At 71.5% G+C, this 21,515-nt stretch carries 20 protein-coding genes and 1 tRNA gene; 5 read left to right on the forward strand and 16 right to left on the reverse strand.

Features of this window, described 5'->3' with window-relative positions; translation table 11 throughout:
* Position 1 precedes the first annotated feature (1 nt).
* The 9 genes from mnhG to SANBI_RS17280 all read right to left on the reverse strand — a co-directional run bounded on the left by mnhG (position 2) and on the right by SANBI_RS17280 (position 9,793).
* Complete coding sequence (mnhG, locus tag SANBI_RS17240) at positions 2-436, reverse strand: monovalent cation/H(+) antiporter subunit G (protein ID WP_056127228.1); 435 nt, start codon at positions 434-436, stop codon at positions 2-4.
* On the reverse strand, positions 433-900 hold the full coding sequence (locus tag SANBI_RS17245) for a monovalent cation/H+ antiporter complex subunit F (protein WP_319157252.1): 468 nt from the start codon (positions 898-900) through the stop codon (positions 433-435). The genes mnhG and SANBI_RS17245 overlap by 4 nt, the downstream gene beginning before the upstream one ends.
* On the reverse strand, positions 897-1,520 hold the full coding sequence (locus SANBI_RS17250) for a Na+/H+ antiporter subunit E (protein ID WP_319157254.1): 624 nt from the start codon (positions 1,518-1,520) through the stop codon (positions 897-899). Before SANBI_RS17250 ends, SANBI_RS17245 begins: the two co-directional genes overlap by 4 nt.
* Complete coding sequence (locus SANBI_RS17255) at positions 1,517-3,139, reverse strand: Na+/H+ antiporter subunit D (protein WP_319157256.1); 1,623 nt, start codon at positions 3,137-3,139, stop codon at positions 1,517-1,519. The genes SANBI_RS17250 and SANBI_RS17255 overlap by 4 nt, the downstream gene beginning before the upstream one ends.
* Positions 3,136-3,612 carry a Na(+)/H(+) antiporter subunit C gene (locus tag SANBI_RS17260; protein WP_056127220.1) on the reverse strand — a complete coding sequence of 159 codons (477 nt, stop codon included), beginning with the start codon at positions 3,610-3,612 and terminating at the stop codon, positions 3,136-3,138. The genes SANBI_RS17255 and SANBI_RS17260 overlap by 4 nt, the downstream gene beginning before the upstream one ends.
* A complete protein-coding gene (locus tag SANBI_RS17265) occupies positions 3,612-6,764 on the reverse strand; it encodes a Na+/H+ antiporter subunit A (RefSeq protein WP_319157258.1) in 3,153 nt (1,050 codons plus the stop codon). The genes SANBI_RS17260 and SANBI_RS17265 overlap by 1 nt, the downstream gene beginning before the upstream one ends.
* Positions 6,765-7,209: 445 nt before the next feature.
* Positions 7,210-8,340: a hypothetical protein gene (locus SANBI_RS17270; RefSeq protein WP_056127218.1), complete on the reverse strand. Its 1,131-nt coding sequence runs from the start codon at positions 8,338-8,340 to the stop codon at positions 7,210-7,212.
* A 2-nt stretch (positions 8,341-8,342) separates the two neighbouring features.
* On the reverse strand, positions 8,343-8,918 hold the full coding sequence (dcd, locus tag SANBI_RS17275) for a dCTP deaminase (RefSeq protein ID WP_179914018.1): 576 nt from the start codon (positions 8,916-8,918) through the stop codon (positions 8,343-8,345).
* Positions 8,919-9,118: 200 nt separating this feature from the next.
* Entirely contained in the window at positions 9,119-9,793 is a 675-nt protein-coding gene (locus SANBI_RS17280; protein WP_319157261.1) for a TM2 domain-containing protein, read from the reverse strand.
* Positions 9,794-9,849: 56 nt separating this feature from the next.
* Between SANBI_RS17280 and SANBI_RS17285 the strand changes: the two genes are divergently transcribed.
* Positions 9,850-9,923 (forward strand) — tRNA-Gly (locus tag SANBI_RS17285).
* Between the two features lie 101 nt (positions 9,924-10,024).
* Here the strand turns inward: SANBI_RS17285 and SANBI_RS17290 are convergent.
* The 4 genes from SANBI_RS17290 to SANBI_RS17305 all read right to left on the reverse strand — a co-directional run bounded on the left by SANBI_RS17290 (position 10,025) and on the right by SANBI_RS17305 (position 14,260).
* Entirely contained in the window at positions 10,025-10,618 is a 594-nt protein-coding gene (locus tag SANBI_RS17290) for a M15 family metallopeptidase (RefSeq protein WP_056127205.1), read from the reverse strand.
* A gap of 181 nt (positions 10,619-10,799) precedes the next feature.
* The gene (locus SANBI_RS17295; protein WP_319161351.1) at positions 10,800-12,077 is read right to left on the reverse strand and encodes an acyltransferase family protein; all 1,278 of its coding nucleotides are present in this window, start codon (positions 12,075-12,077) and stop codon (positions 10,800-10,802) included.
* Complete coding sequence (locus tag SANBI_RS17300; RefSeq protein WP_319157264.1) at positions 12,074-13,165, reverse strand: pirin family protein; 1,092 nt, start codon at positions 13,163-13,165, stop codon at positions 12,074-12,076. The genes SANBI_RS17295 and SANBI_RS17300 overlap by 4 nt, the downstream gene beginning before the upstream one ends.
* 198 nt (positions 13,166-13,363) lie before the next feature.
* Positions 13,364-14,260 (reverse strand): hypothetical protein, encoded by an 897-nt coding sequence (locus SANBI_RS17305; RefSeq protein ID WP_319157266.1) that lies wholly within the window; start codon positions 14,258-14,260, stop codon positions 13,364-13,366.
* Between the two features lie 190 nt (positions 14,261-14,450).
* On the opposite strand from SANBI_RS17305, the gene SANBI_RS17310 reads away from it, so the two are divergent.
* The 3 genes from SANBI_RS17310 to SANBI_RS17320 all read left to right on the forward strand — a co-directional run bounded on the left by SANBI_RS17310 (position 14,451) and on the right by SANBI_RS17320 (position 17,063).
* The gene (locus SANBI_RS17310; protein ID WP_319157268.1) at positions 14,451-15,053 is read left to right on the forward strand and encodes a TetR/AcrR family transcriptional regulator; all 603 of its coding nucleotides are present in this window, start codon (positions 14,451-14,453) and stop codon (positions 15,051-15,053) included.
* Positions 15,054-15,158: 105 nt separating this feature from the next.
* Positions 15,159-16,283: a GNAT family N-acetyltransferase gene (locus SANBI_RS17315; RefSeq protein ID WP_319157270.1), complete on the forward strand. Its 1,125-nt coding sequence runs from the start codon at positions 15,159-15,161 to the stop codon at positions 16,281-16,283.
* A gap of 129 nt (positions 16,284-16,412) precedes the next feature.
* Positions 16,413-17,063 carry a biliverdin-producing heme oxygenase gene (locus SANBI_RS17320; protein WP_319157272.1) on the forward strand — a complete coding sequence of 217 codons (651 nt, stop codon included), beginning with the start codon at positions 16,413-16,415 and terminating at the stop codon, positions 17,061-17,063.
* 57 nt (positions 17,064-17,120) lie between these two features.
* Here SANBI_RS17320 and SANBI_RS17325 read toward each other — a convergent pair whose 3' ends face one another.
* On the reverse strand, positions 17,121-17,891 hold the full coding sequence (locus SANBI_RS17325) for a MerR family transcriptional regulator (RefSeq protein ID WP_319157273.1): 771 nt from the start codon (positions 17,889-17,891) through the stop codon (positions 17,121-17,123).
* A 102-nt stretch (positions 17,892-17,993) separates the two neighbouring features.
* Between SANBI_RS17325 and SANBI_RS17330 the strand changes: the two genes are divergently transcribed.
* Complete coding sequence (locus tag SANBI_RS17330) at positions 17,994-18,761, forward strand: phosphotransferase (protein WP_319157275.1); 768 nt, start codon at positions 17,994-17,996, stop codon at positions 18,759-18,761.
* Between the two features lie 43 nt (positions 18,762-18,804).
* Here the strand turns inward: SANBI_RS17330 and SANBI_RS17335 are convergent, their stop codons facing one another.
* The gene (locus SANBI_RS17335) at positions 18,805-19,467 is read right to left on the reverse strand and encodes an HAD hydrolase-like protein (protein WP_319157277.1); all 663 of its coding nucleotides are present in this window, start codon (positions 19,465-19,467) and stop codon (positions 18,805-18,807) included.
* A 65-nt stretch (positions 19,468-19,532) separates the two neighbouring features.
* The gene (locus SANBI_RS17340) at positions 19,533-21,491 is read right to left on the reverse strand and encodes an NHL domain-containing thioredoxin family protein (protein WP_319157279.1); all 1,959 of its coding nucleotides are present in this window, start codon (positions 21,489-21,491) and stop codon (positions 19,533-19,535) included.
* Positions 21,492-21,515 lie beyond the last annotated feature (24 nt).

Below are 21,515 nucleotides of genomic sequence, written 5' to 3' on the forward strand. Positions count from 1 at the left end.
CTCAGGCCGGGGGTGCCTCGACGTCGCGCTTGTCCTTGCGGGCGGGGTTGTCGAGCCCGTGGTCGTCTTCGCAGCGGACGGGCTTCTCCGGCGCGCGGAAGTGGTCCTCGGTGAGCTCGTCGACGACCAGCAGGTCGTTGCGGACCTTGCCCGTGCGGTAGCCCGCCCGGCCGACCATGTGCGCCGCGACGGGGGCCGTGAGCAGCTGGAACACGATGATGAGCACGAGCATGCCGAGCACCTGCATGTTGCGCACGCGCAGCGCCTCACCGGTGAGCAGCAGGATGAGCCCGAGGACCTGCGGCTTGGTGCCCGCGTGCATGCGGGCGAGGAGGTCGGGGAACCTCAGCACACCGACCCCGGCCGCGAGGGCGAGGAAGGAACCGGCGATGAGGCAGAAGCCTGCCGCGACGTCGGCGAGGGTCGTCCAGCTCATCGCTCCTCCTTCGGTCCGGTGATGTCTTGCACGGCCTTGGCCGCCTGCGGGATCGAGCCGATGGTCGTGGTGTGCTCGGACCCCTTCGGGTCCTTCGGCTCGATGAGGTCGCGCGGCTCGTCGAGGATCGGGTGCTCTGCGTCGGCCTCGGCGCGCGCGGCCTCCTCCTGCGCGATCTCCTCGAGGGTGCGCACCCGTCCTTCGCCCTCGGGCTCGACGGCGGCGAAGCGCGCGATGGTCACCGAGCCGACGAAGCCGACGAGCGACAGGACGATGAGGATCGGCAGGGTGTCGAGCCTCCCGGAGAGGGCCGACTCGAGCACGATGCCTCCGACGAGGGTCGTGACGAACACGTCGAGGGCGACCGTGCGGTCGAGCATGCTCGGTCCGCGCTCGGCGCGGATCAGCGCGAGGATCGCGGCGGTCACGAGCATGACACCGCAGATGATGGCGACGACGGTCATGAGGAGGCCTCCGTGGTCGTGGTCGAGCTGGTCTGTGCGGACCGCTCGGCGTCGAGCGCCGCCTGGCCGCGTCGGGTCTTGGCGACACCCGCACGGGCGAGCTCGTCGTCGGAGGCGAGGGCGCGCATCACGCGGGCCTCGAGCTCGAGGGTGTCGTGCCGGACCTTGTCAGGACCACCGTAGGACTCGATGTCGAGGACGTGGAGGTACAGCATGCCGGTGTTGCGGTGCGCCTCGATGACCAGCGAGCCGGGGACCAGCGAGCTGATCTCCGCCACGAGGGTGAGATAGAGGTCAGACGAGCTGCGAAGCCTCACCCCGACGACGGCACCGCGCGGGACCTTGCCGAACCTGAAGGCGTAGAGGCTGACCTCGATCGAGGCCGCCACGAGGTCCCAGAGGAACCGCAGCAGCAGCGCGAGGATGCCCAGCGGCCGGGCGCGACCGTGGAAGTCGATGGTCGGCAGCGGCATGAGGACCGTGACGAGCAGCGCGATCCCGAGACCGGCCAGCACGTTGCCCCAGCTGAGCGTGCCCCAGAGCATCACCCAGACGACGGCGAGCCACAGGACCGTGGGCCACTGCTCGGCGATCTTGCGGCGCCTGCGGTGGATCGTCATGAGTCGCCTCCGGCCGTGGTCGCGCTCGAGTCGTCGGCAGGCGTCCCGCTCGGTGTCGGGACCGGGGTGTTGTCGATGCCGGGGTTGGGCACCGAGTCTGTCGAGTCGCCCTCTCCGCGGCCGTCGGGGCCGAGGACTGCGTCGATGTACTGGCTGGTGTCCTGCATGGTCGCGGCGGCGCGGTCGGAATAGCTGTAGAGCGGACCGGCGACCACCGTGAGCAGCAGCCCGACACCGACGAGGGCAGCCGTCGGGCCGACCATCGAACCGGGCAGGGTCGCGTCGGGCAGCGGCTCGGGCGGTGTCTGCCAGAACGCCTTGTTCCACGCCTTGACGATCGCGTAGAGCGTGAGCAGCGACGTGACGACGCTGCCGACCACGAGCGTGTAGGCGAGGGCGGTGCCCTGCGCGACACCGGCCTCGAGCAGCCCGACCTTGCCGAGGAACCCGGAGAGGGGCGGGATCCCGGCGAGGTTCATCGCCGGGATGAAGAAGAGGATCGCGAGGCCTGGCGCGATCTTCGCGAGTCCGCCCAGCCTGTCGAGCGAGGTGGACCCGCCCCTGCGCTCGACGAGACCGACCACGAGGAACAGCGTCGTCTGCACGGTGATGTGGTGTGCGACGTAGAAGATCGACGCACCGAGACCGGCCTGGCTGGCCAGCGCGATGCCGAAGAGCATGTACCCGATGTGGCTGACGAGCGTGAAGGACAGCAGTCGTTTGATGTCGCTCTGCGCCACGGCGCCGAGGATCCCGATGACCATGGTCGCCAGGGCGAGCCACATGAGCAGCGTGTCGAGGCGTCCGTCGGTGAACAGCAGCGTCTGGGTGCGCATGATCGCGTAGACGCCCACCTTGGTGAGCAACCCGGCGAAGACCGCGGTGACGGGTGCGGGGGCCGTGGGGTAGGAGTCGGGCAGCCACGCGGACAGCGGGAAGATGGCCGCCTTGATCCCGAAGGCGAGCAGCAGCAGCAGCTGCAGCACGAGGGCGACCCCGGGATCGATCTCGGGCAGGCGCTGCGCGAGCTGGGCCAGGTTGACTGTGCCCGTCGCGGCGTAGACGAGCGCGATCGCCACGAGGAAGATGATCGACGACAGCAGCGCGACGATCACGTAGATCGACCCGGCGCGGATGCGCTCGCCGGTCCCGCCGAGGGTCAGCAGCACGTAGCTGGCGGCCAGCAGGATCTCGAAGCCGACGTAGAGGTTGAAGAGGTCGCCCGCGAGGAAGGCGTTCGAGACGCCGGCCGCCAGGACGAGGTACGTCGGGTGGTAGATCGAGACCGGGGCGGCCTCGTCCCCGTCGGTGATGCCCTGCCCGAGGGAGTAGAGCAGGACGCACAGCATCACGGTGCTCGAGACCGTGAGCATGAGCGAGGAGAGCCTGTCGGCGACGAGGTCGATGCCGACGGGCGCCGCCCAGCCACCGATGTCGACGACGACAGGACCGGAGTCGGCGAGGAACAGCAGCCCCACCCCGACGGCGACCATGAGCGAGAGGGCGAGCACGGAGATGACCCGCTGCGCGCGGGGGTGCCTGTAGAGCGCGAGCGTCAGACCGGCGGCGAACAGCGGCATGACGACGGGGAGCGGCACGAGCCAGGTGTACTCACTCATGGTGTGCCCCTCTCGGTCTCGTCGCGTGCCTCGGCGGCCTGTTCATCGGCACTCTCGCTGTCTTCCTCGGAGTCGGTGTCGTTGTAGGTCGGGGCGTTCTTGGCGGCGATCCGGACGATGCGCTTGTCCTCGAGGTCGTCCTGCACCTCGTCGTGGCCGTGCAGCTGCCATGAGCGGTACGCCATGGCCAGCACGAAGGCCGTGAGGGCGAGGGTGATGACGATCGCGGTGAGGACCATCGCCTGCGGGAGCGGGTCGCTCATGTCGGCCGGGTCCGTGTCACCGATGATCGGCGCCCCCCCGGCGCGGCCACCGGCCACGAGGAACAGCAGGTTCGCACCGTTGCCGATGAGGATGAACCCGATGAGCACGCGGGTGAGGCTGCGCTCGAGGAGCAGGTAGACCCCGGTCGTGAACAGCACGCCGATCGCGAGGACGAGGAGCAGGTTGGGGCTGGTGTCGATGAGGTCCATCAGATCCTCTCCTCGTGCTCGTTGGGACCGCGGGTCTCTGAGCCGTCCCCGGCCGAGCGGGTGACGCCGCGCTCGTCGCGGACACGGTCGGCCGCGCTCTCACGGGTGTGCTCGACGACGCTCGTGCCGGTCCCGACCGAGATGGCCTCGGCCGAGCTCTGCGCGGCGGGCATGGCCAGGTCGATCTGCCGGTCGATCTCGGCTCCCAGGGACCGCAGGACGTCGAGGATGAGCCCGATGACGACGAGGAACACCCCGAGGTCGAAGAACAGCGCGGTGACGAGCTTGACGTGCCCGAAGAGCGGCAGCGTGAACTCGACGATCTCGCTCTGCAGCACCCCGCCGCCGAAGATCAGCGAGCCGAGGCCGACCCCTGCCGAGAGGAACAGACCGAGGCCGAGCAGCAGACCGGGCTGGACCGGGAGGGCCTCGCCGAGCTCGTAGCGACCGCCGGCGAGGTACCTCACGACGAGCGCGATGCCGACGACGATCCCCGCCGCGAAGCCTCCGCCCGGGGCGTTGTGCCCGGCGAAGAGCAGATAGACCGCGTAGACGATCATCGAGTGGAACAGCAGGCGCGTGACGACCTCGAAGATCACCGAGCGCCGCACCGGCGCGAGGGTCTTGCCGGCCGGCAGCCACACCCGCTGGCGCATCGACTGCGCAGGCGCGGCGGGGGCACCCTTGGCCGGCATGAGGGCGGCGACCTGCGGGCTGGCCTCGGCCTCGGTCTGCGCGGCCCACACCCTGTAGGCGTTGGCGGTGTCTGTCGTGACGTTCTGCGCCCGGAAGATCTCGCCGCCGCGGCGGCTGAGGAACACGAGCGAGGCGACACCCGTCGCGGCCACCAGCAGGACCGAGATCTCGCCCATGGTGTCCCACGCACGGATGTCGACCAGGGTGACGTTGACGATGTTCTTGCCACCGCCGAACTCGTAAGCCTCGTCGGGGAACTTGGTCGAGACGGCCTCGTGGATGCGCGCGCCGGGCACGACGAGCGCGAAGCCCATGACGACGAGCCCGACAGCCACGGCGATGCCGAGGCGGACCCAGCGCGTGATGGCGAGCGGACGGTCGGAGAAGTACGCGGGCAGGCGGCGCAGGACGAGCACCATGACCACGAGGGTGACGGTCTCGACGAGCACCTGGGTGAGCGCGAGGTCTGGTGCGCCGTGCAGCATGAACAAGAAGGCGACCGAGTACCCGGCAAAACCGGCGAGCAGCACGGCCTTGAGGCGGCGCCTCGAGCGCGCCGCGAGGATCGACGCGACCACGATGACGAGCACCGGCGCGAGCTGCGCGGCGCTGTCCCAGATCCGCGTCTCGGCAGGCCAGGCGTTCTGCGTGAGCAGCACACCGCCCGGACCGACGACCAGCACGATGAGGATCGCGCCGAGGTAGAAGGGCAGCGAACCACGCTGGGTCATCGCGGTGACGTCCGCGGCGAGGTCGTCGAGGGCGCGCATCGAGCGGCGGTACGCCTTGTCGGCCTCGAGGGTGCGAGGCATCGCGGCCTGGAACCACTCGACCTGGCGGCGACCCCAGAACATCAGCGCACCGATGCCGAGGATCGCGGCCGTCAGCCCGAAGGCCGGGGTGACGCCTGCCCAGAGGACCAGGTGACCGGCCTCGCCCGTCGGGTAGGTCTGGGCGTGCGGCTCGAGCAGGTGCTCGCCGAATGTCGGGTTGAGCGCGGTGACCAGACCCAGGACCGCGAGGGTCAGGGCGGGCAGCACGAGCAGGAGGGACTGGCGCTTGATGCTCGCGGGGTCGATCTGCGACGTCTCGACGGTGTGGCCCTCGGCGTTGACGGGCACGATCGGGATGGCTGGGGCGGCCTTCTTGGTGGCGAAGGCCCCCCAGAAGAACCTCAGCCCGTAGGCGACGGTGAGCATCGAGCCGACCGCGACGGCCGCGACGACAAGAGGCCCGAGCCACGAGGGCCCGACCGGGACGCCGTCGTGCACGAGGGCCTCGAGCGCGGCCTCCTTGGCGACGTAGCCGGCGAAGGGCGGCAGACCGATCATCGACGCCGTGGCGAGACCTCCGGCGATCGCCGTGAGAGGCATCGCGCGTCCGACACCCGAGAGGCGCCGCAGGTCACGCGTGCCTGTCGCGGCGTCGACGATGCCGACAGTGAGGAACAGCGCCGCCTTGAACATGGCGTGGGCGCCGATCATGGCGAGCCCGGCGAGCGCGGCGGCGCGCGAGCCGAGACCGACCATGAGGACGATGAGCCCGAGCTGGCTCACGGTGCCGTACGCGAGGACGAGCTTGAGGTCGTTCTGCCGCAGCGCGCGGTACCCGCCGAGCAGCAGCGTGCCGCAGCCGAGCACGACGATGATGACGACCCACACCGTGAGGTGGGAGTACGCCGGCGCGAAGCGCGCGACGAGGTAGACACCGGCCTTGACCATCGCCGCGGCGTGCAGGTACGCGGAGACGGGCGTGGGAGCCGCCATGGCTGCGGGCAGCCAGAAGTGCGTGGGGATGAGCGCGGCCTTGGACGATGCGCCGACGAGCAGGCAGACGACCGCCGCGGTGACCGCTGTGCCCTCGGGCGGGTTGAGGAGCAGCCCGGACAGGCTGTAGCCGGACTCCGCGGTCTGCCCGAGGATCACGATGCCGACCAGCATCGCGAGTCCGCCGGCTGTCGTGACGATGATCGCCTGCATCGCGGCCCGACGGCTCGCCTTGCGGTCGTGGTAGTGACCGATGAGCAGGTAGGAGAAGACTGTCGTGAGCTCCCAGAACATGAAGAGCAGGAGCATGTCGTCGGCGGTGACGAGACCGACCATCGCACCGGCGAAGGCCGTGAGGACCCCGCCGAACTTGCGCAGGCCCGAGGCCGAGGCGGCGAAGTACGCCGAGCAGTAGACGAGCACCAGCGCACCGACGCCGCCGACGAGCAGCAGCATGAGCCAGCCGAGGGTGTCGAGGCGGAACGACAGCTCGACGCCGAGCGCGGGGATCCACTGCACGACCTCGGTCGGGTGGTCGCCGTCCATGACGCGGCTGGTCTGGGTGAGCGCGTAGACCGCGGCCGACGCGGGGGCGAGCGCCATCACGAGGAAGGCCCGGCGGCCCAGCCAGGAGACCAGTGCGGGCGCGGCAAGTGCCATGACGACGTGGGCAACGAGCAAGAGCAGCACGTCCGCTCCGTCCTGTTGTGGGCGGGTGGTCGGTCGGCCCCGCGACGCGCGCAGGGCTCGATGGCCAGCGCGCACCCAGGGCAAGGTGGAGTTGTGGGGATCAGTTTACCAAGGCATGGCCTCGGACCGAGCCACCCGTGGCTCCGGTGGACTCCATTCTGGGGTACACAGGGGCTCTGCGCCCGGGCTGGGCGCGGCACCTCGGCGCGGGCCCACCGCGAGACGAGACGAACGCCACGCCGCGGCCCGGAGGACAAGGCGCAGATCTCGACCAGAAGCCGCAGCGGGACGGCCCGCGGTGCAGCGCAGAAGACGTCCCGGAAGCCGCCGAGTGCGAAGCCTCAGGCGCATTCAGGCTCGACGCCTCTCCGACGAGGTCAGGCTCGATGGCCCTCAGCCATCCTCGGGCTCGACGCACCTCAGACCTCCTCGGGCTCGACGCCTCTCAGACGTCGTCGGGCTCGACGAGGAACTCGTCCTGGTCGACGATCTCGCCACCGACGGCGACGTGGACCGCCCGGGTGAGCGCTGCGACCACCCCGGCCGCACGCGTCCTGGACACCCTGTGCTCGAAGGACGGGAGCTCGCGCTGCCAGTCCACGAGGTCGTCGGGGGTCCAGCGCACCTGGTAGGCGATCGCACCGTCGACGGCCCACTCGAGGCCGCGCAGGACGAGCGGGAGCTGCTCGACACCGCTGACCTCGACCGAGACGAGGCCGTCGTCGCCCAGGTCGACCTCGACGGCGTAGGCGGACAGCGTCCGCGGGCCTGTCAGGGCAGCGATGTCTGCGTCTTCGGCGCGGGCGTGCAGAGCCGCGAGCTGCTCGGGCGTCAGCGGTCCGTCAGGCTCGACCGGGACCGTGCCGGCTGTCTGCGGCGGCCCCTGCCAGGGCGTGCCTGTGCTCGCGAGGCGGGCGCTGCCGTCGGCCTGGGCGCACACCGCGAGGGCCGCGTCGGGCGAGAGCCACACGTCGGAGTACACGGTGAGGTCGACCGAGACCGCAGGGTCGGGCACGACGAAGCGGGGCTCCGTGGCACCGAGGTCGAAGCGGACCGCGCCGCAGAGCCGCCGCGCGACCGCGACCAGCCAGGACGCGACCCGGGCCTCTTCACGGATCGGGAAGGCCTCGGAGTAGACGCGCGCCAGGCCGTCCCTGTCGCCGCCGCCCTGGAAGGGTGCAGCACCGCGCTCCCGCGGGCACAGCACCTCGTAGACCATGCCGACAGGTCCGTCGAAGCCGAGTGCCGTACCGTCGTCGCTCGCCGGGGCGTAGGGCCCGGAGATGGTCGTGTGCCGTGAGGTGCGCAGCGTCCCGGGCACGAGCCTGTCGTGCACCTCGCTGCCCCTGCTCCCGCGGCCGGCCTTCGTCTGGACCACCTCGGGCGGTGTCTCCCACCGGGTCGCGGGGAACCTCGACAGGGCGAGGGCCTCGATCTCGGAGGGGTCGACGTCCTCGTCGACCGCCAGCAGGTGACGGACGTAGAGATCAGCGATCGGGTGCTCGCTGCTCCCGGGCAGCGGCACCAGCTCGGGTCGCGGGCCGTCTTCGGGGGGCAGGTCCTGCTCGTCGGTCACGCTCAGACCTCGGTGCGGTGGAAGCTCTGCCAGGACCGCGAGGCTGTCGGGCCGCGCTGCCCTTGGTAGCGCGAGCCGTACTGCTCGGAGCCGTAGGGGTGCTCGGCGGGCGAGGACAGCCTGAAGAAGCACAGCTGGCCGATCTTCATGCCGGGCCACAGCAGGATCGGCAGCGTCGCGACGTTGCTCAGCTCGAGGGTGACGTGCCCGGAGAACCCGGGGTCGATGAACCCGGCGGTCGAGTGCGTGAGCAGCCCGAGCCGTCCGAGGGACGACTTGCCCTCGAGGCGCGCCGCGACGTCGTCGGGCAGCGTGACGGCCTCGTAGGTCGACCCGAGCACGAACTCGCCCGGGTGCAGGATGAAGGACTCACCCTGCTCGACCTCGACGGCGCGCGTGAGGTCGGGCTGGTCGGCGGCCGGGTCGATGAAGGGGTACTTGTGGTTGTCGAACAACCTGAAGAACTTGTCGAGGCGGACATCGATGCTCGACGGCTGGATCATCTCCGGCGCGTAGGGGTCGAGCCTGACGCGTCCGAGGTCGAGCTCGGCGCGGATGTCACGGTCTGAGAGCAGCACCCTGCAACGGTAGCCGATCTGCCTGGAGGGCCGGCTGGCCGCGAGCAGCCCCGACGACCGCGTCCTGACGAGGCCCGGGGACCGGGTGCCGGGTGACGGATGCCGAGGCCAGACCGGGGCCGGGTCCTGGCTCTGACGTGCCAGGTCCTTCCGCAGAGTGGTCTCTCTGTGGAGTGGTGCCTCCGTGGTGCGGAAGCTCCTCAGCCGCGCAACGGTCGACCGCTCGCGTCGCGCGAATAGCTGCCGGTCTTCGAGACGAGATAGAGGATCCCCTCGATCAGACCCCAGAGGCTCGTGACCGCCGCGAAGATCCCGAGCGAGAGCACGGTGATCAGCAGCATGATCATCCCGATGCCCGTGTGCCCCGTGTAGAAGCGGTGGATGCCGAGGGCCCCGAGGAAGATCCCGAGGAGCCCCGCGACCACCCGCGACTTCGCGTACGGGTCCTCCTGGACCCACTGCCCGGGGTACGGCTGCCCTGGGTGGGGCTGACCGGGGTAGGGCTGCCCAGCGGGCGGGTAGGCGCCGGGCGCTGGCGAGTAGCCCGGCTGGTTCTGCGCGTAGCCCGGCTGGTTCTGCGCGTAGCCCGGCTGCTTCTGCGCGTATCCCGGCTGCTGCGGGGCCTGCGGGGGCGTGTACCCGGACCAACCGCCACCCTGGTGCCCCTGCGCACCCGTCTGCCCGGGGTACGGCGAGGCGTACGGGGTCGACGGTGCTGCGGGGGCCGACGGCTTGTCGAGGCTGTAGCCGTACTGCGCCGTGGGGGGCTCCTGCGACGTCTGCCCGGAGGCGCCGGCAGGCCGCATCCACTCGGGTCGCTCGTGCTCGGGCACGGGCTCTGACGGGACCGACCCGTAGCCTGAAGAGCTGCTCACTTGTCGTTTGCTCCCGTCGTATGGGTATGATCGTCGTCGCGCGATGGTTGCGCAGTGCGGATGTAGTTCAATGGTAGAACTTCAGCTTCCCAAGCTGATAGCGCGGGTTCGATTCCCGTCATCCGCTCCACAGCAGGTCAGGACGTGTCTCACCCGTCGACCTCGACCCCGAAGAGCCCGACCAGCTCAGCCAGCCCGGACTCGTAGCCCGTCTGCACGGTGGCACGGTGGCTACTTCCTGAACACCCAGTGCCACGGTTCGCGTGGGGTGTCCTCGACGAAGCCGTAGCGTCCGCCGTTGGCGCGCATCCAGGCCTGGCCCGCGGCGTCGAGGTCGAGGTCTGCGGCGATGCCCCAGCCGTGCGGGCTCGTCCCGGGCTCGGCTGCGAGGCCGCCCTGGCTGTAGAGACCCTTGCGCTCGGCGACGTCGACCTGCGCGTCGTAGGAGCGGTACGAGTCGGTGACGCCGATGGTCACGCCGTCCTTGGCGGCGTCGGCGATCACCTGCTCGAGGGCCGTCGCCGCGGGTGCCCACAGCCTGTGCCCCGTCTGCCCGACGCTCGCGAGCGCCTCACGCGGGACGTTGCCGTTCCCGTACGGGAGCAGGTCGGAGGGGACGCCGGAGGTCCACGAGCCCGTCGAGGCCGCGGGGGTGCCCGTCGTCGCCGCCTCGGTCGCCGTGGTCTCGTCGACGGCCTGGGCGAGGACGTCGCCGAAGGTACCCGTGCCCATCGTCCCGGTCGCCGGCTGCGAGGCAGGCGCGAAGGAGCTCATGGTCGCCTGGATCGCAGCCATCCGCTGCGAGATCGCGACGATCCCGTCCACTGGTCTCCTCCTGCTGGTCGCTCGTGCGCACGTCCCGTCGGCGGGGAGCAGTGCACACGACCCATCGGCCAGGGGTCCGCGGGCATGAGCGGTCTGACGGGAGTCAGCGCTGGCGGTCCGCGGTACGGTCGCGGCTCCCGCCGCGCTCGCGGCTCCCGCAGTGCTAGTGGCTCCCGCCGTGCTAGCGGGCCTCGCGGGGCTGGCTGCCCCTGCCTGCCCTGCCCCGGACCCTGTCCGTCCCCGCGAGCACACCCCACAGGCTCAGCCCCAGGACCGCGTACCAGAGCGGCCGGGTGGCCCACCACGTGCCGCTGCCCGGGTCAGGGAAGGGCACGTGCAGGAGCAGCAGGACACCGGTGACGGCCACCATGACGGGCAGGTGCCACAGGAAGGCCCGCATCGAGGCGCCGGAGGCGACGTCGAGCACCCGTGCCACCCGCGGCCGCTCGAGCAGCGGCGCGACGACGGGGCGCAGCAGCAGGGCGACGGGGATCTGCACGAGGGTGAGGAGCAGCGGGACCGTGCCGGGCGGGCTGAAGTTCGAGCGCTCCCCCGACAGCCCGATCATCGACTCGGGCCACATCGGCGAGGCGGTCACGGCGACGAGTGCCGCGAAGGCCAGCAGGGCCCACCACGCGACCGTGGACCTTCGCATCCGCTGGAGCGACCCGTCGGCGTAGGCGAAGCCGATCTGCTGGGCCGTCCCCCACACGAAGAGGTAGTTGAAGGTACCGACGGCCGAGCTGTCGGTCGCGATCCGCACGAGCTCGACGACGACCACGGCGACCGAGAGCGCGACGACGACCCACCACCTGTAGCGCGCGTGCAGGCGCAGCATCACCGGGGCGACAGCGGCGAGGGCCGCGAAGACGGCGACGAACCACAGCGGCATGACCACCACGACGGCGACGGTCCGGGTGAGCCCCGCCGGGGCACCCAGGGCGAGCGCGCCCCCCACGGCGACGGCGACGAGCAGCACGAAGGGGATCAGCGGCAGGAACAGCCCGCTGAGCCGCCGCCGCAGGAAGACGCCCCAGAGACGACCGAAGGACGGGGTGCGCCCGGCGCGCGCCGTCTCGCGCTCGACGACGCGCGACCAGCTCGTCGCGTTCGAGAAGCCCCCGACGAAGAAGAACAGCGGGATGAGCACCAAGACCCAGGTGAGGGGCCACATCCAGCGCTCGGTGTTGAGGATGTTGTCGACGGCGAGCCCGCCGTCGTCGTCCCGGCCGATCGCGGCCATCGTCCAGTGCCCGACGACGACCGCACCCAGGGCGAGGGTGCGCAGCAGGTCGGCGAAGCGGTCGCGGGGCGCAGGAGAAGTCGGGGCGGAGGCGGTCTGTGCGGAAGAGGTCTGCGCAGGAGAGCTCGCGGCCGGAGACGTCGGCGCGGGCTCGACCGGTGGTGGCGCAGCCGGGACAGCCTCTCGTCCGTGGGGCGCTTCAGGCGTCGTGCTCAGCTCGGGTTCCTCCGGGGTGCGAGGCGCACGTTGGGCAGCACGGGCGCGGGGAGCGGTGCGCCGTCGTAGCCGACGACGGTCCCGAACCTAGCGTCCTGGCCGGTGCCCGTCGATGGTGACTCCTGCCCGGCGACGTCGGCTCGGGCCCCGAGCGTCTCGAGGGTGTCGCGGTCGGCGCGACCGATCTGCCGCTGCCAGTCCGCCCGGGCGGCGACCACCTCGTCGTGGCTGCGTCCGACGAAGTTCCACCACATGACGATCTCCTCGGTCGACGGCCGGCCACCGACGAGCACGAGCCTGGCGCGTCCCGTGGTCGTCAGCACGACCGCGTCGCGCCCGGGAGCGAGGTAGCCGAGGCTGTCGGCGGCGAGGGGGCTCCCGTCGACGGTGACCTCGTCGCCCGAGTCCACGAGGAAGGCGTGCTCGTGCTCCGGGTCGAGAGCGAGCGTGAGGCTGGTCCCCGGGTCGAGGTCGATCTGCGCGCCGACGATCTCGGAGTAGGTCGTCGCCGGGGACTCCATGCGCTCGACGACGCCGAGGCCGGGCTGAGCGGGGAGCACACCGAGGAACACCTGCAGCCGGACCCCGTCGGTCTGCACGACAGGCAGGTCTTCGTGGTGCTCGAAGGCCGGGGCGACCCCCGCGCTCGCGTGCGGGAGCGCTGTCCACAGCTGGACCCCGTGGAGGGTCGTGGTGGTCCGGGCGTCGGGCGAGTGCTCGGAGTGCGAGATCCCGCGGCCTGCGGTCATGAGGTTGAGCTCGCCGGGCCGCACGAGGCAGGCAGAGCCGACGGAGTCGTGGTGCTCGATCTCGCCGCCGAACAGCCACGTCACGGTCTGCAGCCCGGTGTGCGGGTGCGGGGGCACCTGCATCCCCGGGCCTGTGGTCACGTCGTCAGGTCCGAAGTGGTCGAGGAAGCACCAGGCACCGACCAGGCTCCGCGACCGCTGCGGGAGGGTCCGTCGGACGGTCATCGCCCGGGCTCCGCCGAGCGGCACCTCGCGCGGCTCGAGGACCTCGAGGGCCGTCGTCGGGCCAGGGAGGGCGACGCAGGTCTGCTCGTCGGGGGCGCTGTCGAGGTTGCTCACGCTGCGAGGGTATCGGGTGCCGCGCGCGAGGTGTCTATGCCCAGGTGGAAGGGGTTTCCCACAAGGTTGTCCACAGCCTGTGCACCGCAAACCTCGCATCACCCACAAGCCTGTGGACGCATTCTGTGGATAACTCTCGGGCCTGCGAAGACCTCCGCCGCGGGCGGTCACAGCACCGACCCGGCCGGCACCTCCGCGCTAGACCCCGACGGCAAATCCCGCGTCGTCGAGCACAGTGCCGGCGACGGCCCGCTCGAAGACCGCCGCGACCTTCTCGACCACGGGCGCGATGCGGCTGCGGGCCACGACGTGGAGAGAGGACGGGTGGTCCGAGGCCTCGTCCTCCGGGCTCCCGGACCTCCAGCGGACCGCGTAGGCGAAGGGCCCCGAGTCGCGCCACGGCAGCTGGAGGAGGGCAGGCGGGAGGGCGTCGGTGCGGCTGAGACCGACCTCGACGGTGCCGTCGTAGGGCGTCTGCGTGGTGATGGTCCAGGCAACTGGCCCGCCGTCCGTGGGCGCGGACTGCGCGGTGACGACGGCCTGGACCAGGACCGTGCGGACGAGCGCGAGGGCGTGCTGGGGCGGCAACGGGTGCGCGCTGTAGAGCGTGCGGTCGACCGACTGCCCGGCGTCGGGCACGACGGCCTGCGTGCGGCCGCTCTCGAGGACGGCGCCGTGGGCGTGACGGGCGGCGGCAGCCACCCAGGCGATGACCCGAGCGGCCTCGCGGTCCTGCTCGTCGGGCGTCCCCTCGCCCGTCGGCCGCACGACGTATCCCTCCACGTGCCGCGGTGGGAGCACGTAGGTGACGGTGTCTTCAGCGGTGAGCGGGTGGGGCCCGGTGAGCACGTAGCCCGGGGCGAGCCGGAGCGTCCCCGGGGTGGCCTCGGGCTGCGGGGCCATGCCGCGGAACCGCGCGCCGCGCAGCGGCACGACCCGCGAGGTCGCAGTGTCGAGGCTGACGGGCTCGACCAGCCAGTCGGCGTCCGGGAACCACGCCCGGACGAGCGTCATGACGTCGACGTGCGCGGGCAGGGCGAGGAGGTGGTCTCCCGTGCGGCTGCCGGGGCCGAGCCTGTCGAGGAGTGCTGTCATGCCCGGACAGTACGAGGCGCAGAATGCCGGGAGGTTTCCGGCGTGCAACGGGTCGCGAACGTCTGCCAGGGCTCGGCCACAGCTCGGCCGCACGGCTGGCGCACGGACCGTCGTGCCACGTCAGGGGCTGCGCACAGCCGCGGGATCCCGCCGATGTGCATGTTCTGACACTCCGTGGGATGCTGTCACAATGCCGAAGATCATCGGTGGGTCACTCCACGAGCACCGCGAACAGACACGCCAACGACTCTTCACGGCACTGTCCACCCTCATGTCGGAGCGTGGTTTCGACGCGATCTCCTTCGCCGACATCGCCGCAGCAGCCGGTGTCGGACGGACCGCCGTCTACAACCACTTCTCGGACAAAGAAGCCCTGCTCATGGGTTTCATCACCTTCGAGACCGAGCGCTACGTCGAGACGTTGCGCCGCTCCCTCGAAGACGTCGAGGCCCCCGTGCTGCGCCTGCGGACCTACGTCCAGGCGCACGCCCGGCTCAAGCGCGTGTTCCACGTGGCACCAGGACCAGACCTGCGCACTGTGCTGTCCCGCGGCACCCAGCAGCGCCTGCGCGAGCACGCCGTCGTGGTCGAGGAGATCCTGCGGGAGATCCTCGTCGCCGGCATCGCCCGAGGTGACTTCCCCGAGCAGGACATCGCGACGACGGTCGCACTCATCAACGCGTGCCTGTCCGGCCGACAGATCCCCGAGGAGCAGCCGGCCCGCGACCGCGCGATCCTGGCGACGGAGTCCTTCGTGCTGCGCGCCGTCGGCGTCGAGCCCGCGCACGCCTGAGGACACCGCCGCCCGTCAGCGGGCGCAGCCCGGGCAGGCGTCGTCCCTCTCCGACCAGGTTTAATCCGTTGACCGCCGTCGGCACCCCCGACGAGCATCGTCCGCATGACCTCTCGTCCTGGCTGGACCGTCCGCCCGATCTCGATCCCCGAGTCCCTCGACTCCCCCGACGCCTGGGTGCTGCACGGGCTCGTCGCCGTCCAGCGTGAGGTCCACGAGGCGAGCTGGGGGCACGCGGACCTGCACCTCCCGGCCGAGATGCGGCTGGCCGTGATGCGCGACCAGATGCGCACCGAGCGTCTCGGCTTCGTCGCCGTCCGTGACCCTCTGCCCCAGACCCCGGGGCCTGAGGACGTCGTGGGCGTCTCGCTCGTCACCATGGAGCGCACTGGCAACACGCACGCGGCGAGCATGGGTGTCCTGGTCCGCCCGGAGCGGGTGCACGAGGGGATCGGCACGGCCCTCGCCGACGCGACCGAGGCGGCCGTCGCGGCCAAGGGACGCACGACGGTGATCCTCGACATCGAGCACCCGGGCGAGCCACCGGCAGACGCACCCGACGTGGTCACGCCGCCGACTGGAGCCGGGCGGATCGCCGGAGACGCGCCCGGCGTCGCCTTCGCCCGTGGTCGTGGCTACTCGCTCGAGCAGGGCGAGAGGTTCAGCACGCTGCACCTGCCCCTCTCCGACGACAGCGTGGTCGACACGTTCTTGCGCGAGTCCCTCGCCGCAGCGGGTGACGACTACGAGACCGTGACGTGGCAGAACACCTGCCCGGAGGACCTCGTCGAGGAGATGGCCGCGCTCGCGACCCTCATGACGACCGCCGTCCCGGTGGCCGGGCTCGACCTGGTCGAGCACGTGTGGACCGTCGAGGAGCTCCGTCAGCAGGAGGCGACCAACCGTGAGGCCGGTCACGACACCCTCGTGACGGCTGTGCGGCACCGTCCGTCGGGACGTCTCGTGGCGTACAGCGAGATCGCGATGCCCACGCTGTACCGCTGGCTCGCGTTCCAGGACGACACCCTCGTCGACCCGGCTCACCGGGGCCACAGGCTCGGCATGCTCATGAAGGCGAAGAACCTCGTCGAGCTCCGCACGCTGCGCCCCGAGCTCGCCCGGCTGCACACGTGGAACGCCGAGGAGAACCGGCACATGCTCTCGATCAACGAGGCGCTCGGTTTCGAGCCCACAGGCGTGGTCGCGCTGTGGCAGAAGAAGCTGGTCTGAGACGACAGGCTGACAGGGTAGGCAACCCTAACCTCGATGGGGTACCGTTCCTGACAACGCGTCACCTCGGCCCGCTGGCCGTCGTCGACAGTGCCAGCGCATGCCCGCGCACCCGACCGAGGAGGACCCGTGACGATTCTCGCCACCGACCGCCCCACCCTGTCCAGCCGGCTCCGCGAGGGCACCCGTGAAGAGCACGAGAGCGCCGAGAGCTCCGGGTTCATCAGCAGGCTCATGTCGGGCGGCCTGGGCGTCGACGCCTACGTGGCGCTCGCCTCGCAGCAGTTCTTCGTCTACTCGGCCCTCGAGGCGATCGCCGACGACGTGCGCGCCCTCCCGCAGGGCTCCTCGCTGCTCTTCGACGAGCTGACCCGCACCCCGTCGATCGCCCGCGACCTCGAGCACCTGGTCGGTCCCGACTGGCGGGCGATCATCATGCCGCTGCCCGCGACGGTCCGCTACGTCGACGCGCTCAACGCGAGCGCCACCTCGCTCCCCCGCTACGCCGCGCACGCCTACACCCGGTACCTCGGCGACCTGTCCGGCGGGCAGATCATCAAGCGGATGCTCGAGCGCCACTACGGCCTGGGCCCCGAGGGCATCACGTTCTACTCCTTCGAGGAGATCCCGAAGTCGAAGCCCTTCAAGGACGTGTACCGCGAGCGCCTCGACGGCCTCGAGCTCGACGAGCAGCAGCTCGCCGAGGCCGTCGCCGAGGCGAAGGGCGCGTTCCGCCTCAACCAGGACCTCTTCGCGGACCTCGGCGCGCAGCACTGCTGAGGCGCGCGGCCCCTGCGCACTGTCCTCGTCGGAGCTCGTCCAGTCAGCGCTGTCCCGTCAGAGCACCTCGCGCGCGTACGCCGCCATCGCGTCGCGCACGAACACCGCGGTCCCCTCCCCAGCCCAGTCGTAGGCGGCCGTGAAGCGCGGGTCCGCGACGTACATCTCGCCGATCCCGGTGAAGTACTCGGCCGTGACCCCCGACTGACCGGTGGCCGTGGCCGAGACCGACAGCCAGGAGTGCTGGCGGCGGGTCACCGCGCGCACCTCGTCGCTGTCGGGGGCCAGGCCTGCCGCGCGGGCGTCGGCGAAGGCCTGGGCGATCGAGCGCTGCTCGGCGAGGAAGGCGGCCCTCTCGTCCTGGGTCATCCCTGACCACCACGCGTCTCCGGCGCGGTATGCGTCCTTGCCCCATCTCTGCTCGACCTCGCCGCGGTACGCGGTGTGGTCGAAGCCTGCGAACATGCGTGAGGGCACGAGGGCCTCCTTCGTCGTGAGCGTGTCGATCGTGGTCCGGACGGACCCGATCTGGTCGGTGATCCTGCGCCTCTCGGACTCGAGCCAGGCGAGGTGGGCGCGCAGCGCGTGCGCCTCGTCCTGGTCGGAGTCGAGGGCCTCGGCGATCGCCTGGAGCCCGAGACCGAGGTCGCGGAGCATGAGGATGCGCTGGAGCCTGACGAGCCCCGCAGCGTCGTAGCAGCGGGTGCCGCCGTGCGCGGTCCTGCTCGGCGTGAGCAGACCGATCGCGTCGTAGTGCCGCAGCGTCCTGCTCGTGGTGCCGGTGAGGCGGGCCACCTCCTGGATCGGCCAGTCCCCCTGCGTCGTCATGCCCACGACGCTAGGGCTTGACGCTGCGTCAACGTCAAGCCCGCACCCGCGACACGTCTGCCGGACCCCCGCTGAACGGCGCGAGACTGGCAGACTGGAGCCATGCAGACATCGGGGCGGACGCGGTCACGGCGCCGCTCGCGCCGTGTCGAGTTCGTCGCCGACCCGGTCCTCGGACTGACCGTCCGCAAGCCCGCGACCCGCGCCACCTACGGGGTGCACGCGCTGCTCACCCACCTGACCAACGTCGGCTTCGCGGGTGCACCCCGGTCCTTCGGCGTCGACGAGCAAGAACGGCACGTCCTCGAGTACATCCCGGGATCGACGGCCGACGAGGACGCGCCCTTCGACCACGCCGAGCTGACCCGCCTCGGCGAGCTCGTGCGGGACCTCCACGACGCCGCAGAGTCTTTCGAGCCGCCGCCGGGCGTGCAGTGGCACGTGACCATCCCGTCGACCAGCACCGAGCTGGTGTGCCACAACGACATCTCGCCGTGGAACCTCGTGCGCGACGGCGAGCGCTGGGTGCTGCTCGACTGGGACGGAGCTGGTCCGGGCTCTCGCGTCGACGAGCTCGCCTCGGTCGGCCAGGCATTCTTGCCCCTCCAGCCCGACGGCGACCCGCACCGGGACGGCGAGCGCCTGCGCTCCCTCGTCGACGGCTACGGGCTGACTGCCGGCCAGCGCCCAGGCCTCGTCCAGGCGGCAGCCGACCACACGCGCGGCGTGTACGACCTGCTGGTCGACGGCAGCCGCACGGGGGCGGAGCCGTGGGCCTCCCTCTACGCGGCCGGGCACGCCAAGCACTGGAAGTCGGCGGCGGACTACGTGCTCCGTCACCGGGGCGAGCTGCGGGCCGCGCTGCGCTGAGCCGCGCGCTCTCCCCGCACCGGGCCGACAGCCTCGGCGCACCTCAGCCCAGCAACAACCCCACCAGCTCTTCAGGTGTCTGCACGACCGCGAGCGGCGCGGCGTCGTCGATCTCGCCAGCAGGCGCATAGCCCCAGGCGACGCTCACGGTCTCGATGCCGTGCTGGCGTGCCCCGAGGACGTCGTGCTCGCGGTCGCCGACCATCACGATGCGCTCGAGGGCGGGCAGCCCGCGCTCGGTCGCCGCCATCGTCTCGAGGGCGTGGGCGACGACGTCGGCCTTGGTGCTGCGGGTGCCGTCCATGCTCGCGCCGCACACGGCCTCGAAGAACCCGTCGAGCTCGAAGTGCTCGACGATCTGCCGCGCGAAGATCTCCGGCTTGGACGTCGCCACGCACAGCCGGAGCCCCGCGGCGCGCAGCGCGGTGAGGGCGTCGACGATCCCGGGGTACACGCTGTTGTCGAACATGCCGCCGCGGGTGAAGGCCGACCTGTACGCGGTGATCAGCTCGGGCACGCGCTCGGGCGGCACGCCGTTGCGCACGACGCTCTCCTCGATCGGCGGCCCGACGAACAGCGCGAGGGCCTCCTCGGAGGGGCGCGGGATGTCGAGGGCGTCGTAGGCGTGCTCGATCGAGGCGATGATGCCGGGTGCAGAGTCGGTCAGGGTGCCGTCGAGGTCGACGAGGGCGAGGTCGTAGCGCATACGTCGATCTTCTCAGGCTGACACGAGCCTCACGCGCGCTGGAGCCGCTACCTGCCCTGGCCCCACTACCCCCGCAGCGGCAGCGTGAGCACGTCCGGCGTCCCGGCCACGACGCGCACGGGCACCCCCCAGTCCTGCTGGGCCAGGTGGCACGCCGGGTACTCGACGGCCGGGTCGGCGTCGCAGCTGGCCGCCTGCGCGGTGACGTGCAGGACCCCCTCGGCGATCTCGGGGTTGATGCGCAGCGTCCGGACGAGCGGCAGGTCGCGGCCGGCCCCGTCGAGCAGCAGCTCGGGCGGGGTCGAGGAGACCGTCAGCTGGGTGGACGGCCCGAAGCGGTCGTCGTACTTCTGGCCCGTGGCGGGCGTGAAGATCACGTCGAGGCGGATCTCGCCCGGCGGCACCTCGGTCACGGGACGCTGCGTGCGGTGGGCACCCGAGTCGAGCACCTGACCGGCGAGCGAGGCCGGGAGCGCGACGCGGGTGAGCCTGTGCGCGGTCGACTCGACGACGAGCACGTGCACCTCGTCGCCGTCCACCTGCACGAGGGCGTCGCTCGGCTCCGCGAGGTCACCGACGAGCGTGGTGACCTCGTCGGTAGCCGGGTCGTAGCGGCGCAGGGCTCCGTTGTACGTGTCGGTGACGAGGACCGAGCCGTCGGGCAGCGCGGCGACGCCGAGCGGGTGCTGGAGCAGCGCCTGTGCCGCCGGGCCGTCCCGGTGACCGAAGTCGAAGAGCCCCTGCCCGACGAGCGAGGTGATGGTCGCGGACCTGTCGTCCGCGACGTCGACGCGGCGCAGCGCAGAGGTCTCCGCGTCGGCGAGCCACACGGAGCCGTCGGGGGCGACCGACAGACCCGAGGGCTGCGCGAACCACGCCTGCGCGAGCGGACCGTCGAGCAGCCCCTCGTTCTGGGTCCCGGCGACCTGCTCGACGGTCCCGGCGACGGGGTCGAAGGTCCACAGCGAGTGGTTGCCGGCCATCGCGACGAGGAAGGCATCGAGCCGCTCGGACCAGACGACGTCCCACGGCGAGGTGAGACGGTGCCGCAGGGCGGGGGTGGTGCCGGGTGCGGACGACTCGGGGAGGACGTTCTCCGAGCCGCCGACCATGAGCTGCTCCCCCGTCCCCGCGACGGTCGTCACGTGGCCGTCGGAGAGCCGGACCCCACGGAGCGCGTGGTTCACGGTGTCGGCGACGAGGACGTCGTACCCGACCTGCTCGCGCAGCGCCTCGGGCACGAGGCAGAGCCCGTTCGGCTCGCTGAAGGTCGCGGCGTCCGGGCCGCCGTCGGCCAGCCCGCGCTCACCCGAGCCGATCCGCCGGACGAGGGTCTCGCCGTCCGCGGCGAGCTCGGCGAGGCTGTGGTGCCCGGCGTCGGCGACGAGCAGGTTCCCGGACTCGAGCGCGATCACCGCGGCGGGGAAGCGCAGCGTCCCCGGGGTCGGCTCGGCCGGCACGTAGGGCCCGGAACCGCGGTGCAGCGTGCCCTTGGCCGTGTGCTCGTCGACGAGCTCGCGGACGAGGATCTCGAGGGTCGACGCGTGCCCCTCCCCCGCCATGTGCGCGACGACGTACCCCTCGGGGTCGATCACCACGAGCGTCGGCCAGGCGCGGGCCGTGTACGCCGACCACGTGACGAGGTCCGGGTCGTCGAGCACGGGGTGACGCACCTCGTACCTGTCGACGGCGGCCGCGAGCGCGACGGGGTCGGCCTCGTGGACGAACTTCGGGGAGTGCACCCCGACGATGACGACCTCGTCGCGGTGCGCCTCCTCGAGCTCGCGGAGCTCGTCGAGGACGTGCAGGCAGTTGACGCAGCAGAAGGTCCAGAAGTCGAGGACCACGATCTTGCCGCGCAGGTCCGCGAGGGTGACGTCGACGCCCCCGGTGTTGAGCCAGCCGCGGCCCACGAGCTCGCTGGCACGGACGCGGGGCAGGCGGGGGCTGGGGGTCGTTGCGCTCACAGGACGATTCTGCCTGCACGCCGGCCCCGTCGGGGAACTGACGGCCGAAGATCTCATCCGCAGGACACGTCCGGGCGCCCC

The organism is Sanguibacter biliveldensis, from assembly GCF_033798665.1.
Classification (GTDB): Bacteria; Actinomycetota; Actinomycetes; order Actinomycetales; family Cellulomonadaceae; genus Sanguibacter; species Sanguibacter inulinus.

Excerpts from the sequence above, each read along its gene's own strand:
- mnhG (WP_056127228.1), bottom strand. The coding sequence starts at position 436 with ATGAGCTGGACGACCCTCGCCGACGTCGCGGCAGGCTTCTGCCTCATC.
- SANBI_RS17245 (WP_319157252.1), bottom strand. The coding sequence starts at position 900 with ATGACCGTCGTCGCCATCATCTGCGGTGTCATGCTCGTGACCGCCGCG.
- SANBI_RS17250 (WP_319157254.1), bottom strand. The coding sequence starts at position 1,520 with ATGACGATCCACCGCAGGCGCCGCAAGATCGCCGAGCAGTGGCCCACG.
- SANBI_RS17255 (WP_319157256.1), bottom strand. The coding sequence starts at position 3,139 with ATGAGTGAGTACACCTGGCTCGTGCCGCTCCCCGTCGTCATGCCGCTG.
- SANBI_RS17260 (WP_056127220.1), bottom strand. The coding sequence starts at position 3,612 with ATGGACCTCATCGACACCAGCCCCAACCTGCTCCTCGTCCTCGCGATC.
- SANBI_RS17305 (WP_319157266.1), bottom strand. The coding sequence starts at position 14,260 with ATGACAGCACTCCTCGACAGGCTCGGCCCCGGCAGCCGCACGGGAGAC.
- SANBI_RS17310 (WP_319157268.1), top strand. The coding sequence starts at position 14,451 with ATGCCGAAGATCATCGGTGGGTCACTCCACGAGCACCGCGAACAGACA.
- SANBI_RS17315 (WP_319157270.1), top strand. The coding sequence starts at position 15,159 with ATGACCTCTCGTCCTGGCTGGACCGTCCGCCCGATCTCGATCCCCGAG.
- SANBI_RS17325 (WP_319157273.1), bottom strand. The coding sequence starts at position 17,891 with ATGACGACGCAGGGGGACTGGCCGATCCAGGAGGTGGCCCGCCTCACC.
- SANBI_RS17330 (WP_319157275.1), top strand. The coding sequence starts at position 17,994 with ATGCAGACATCGGGGCGGACGCGGTCACGGCGCCGCTCGCGCCGTGTC.
- SANBI_RS17335 (WP_319157277.1), bottom strand. The coding sequence starts at position 19,467 with ATGCGCTACGACCTCGCCCTCGTCGACCTCGACGGCACCCTGACCGAC.
- SANBI_RS17340 (WP_319157279.1), bottom strand. The coding sequence starts at position 21,491 with ATGAGATCTTCGGCCGTCAGTTCCCCGACGGGGCCGGCGTGCAGGCAG.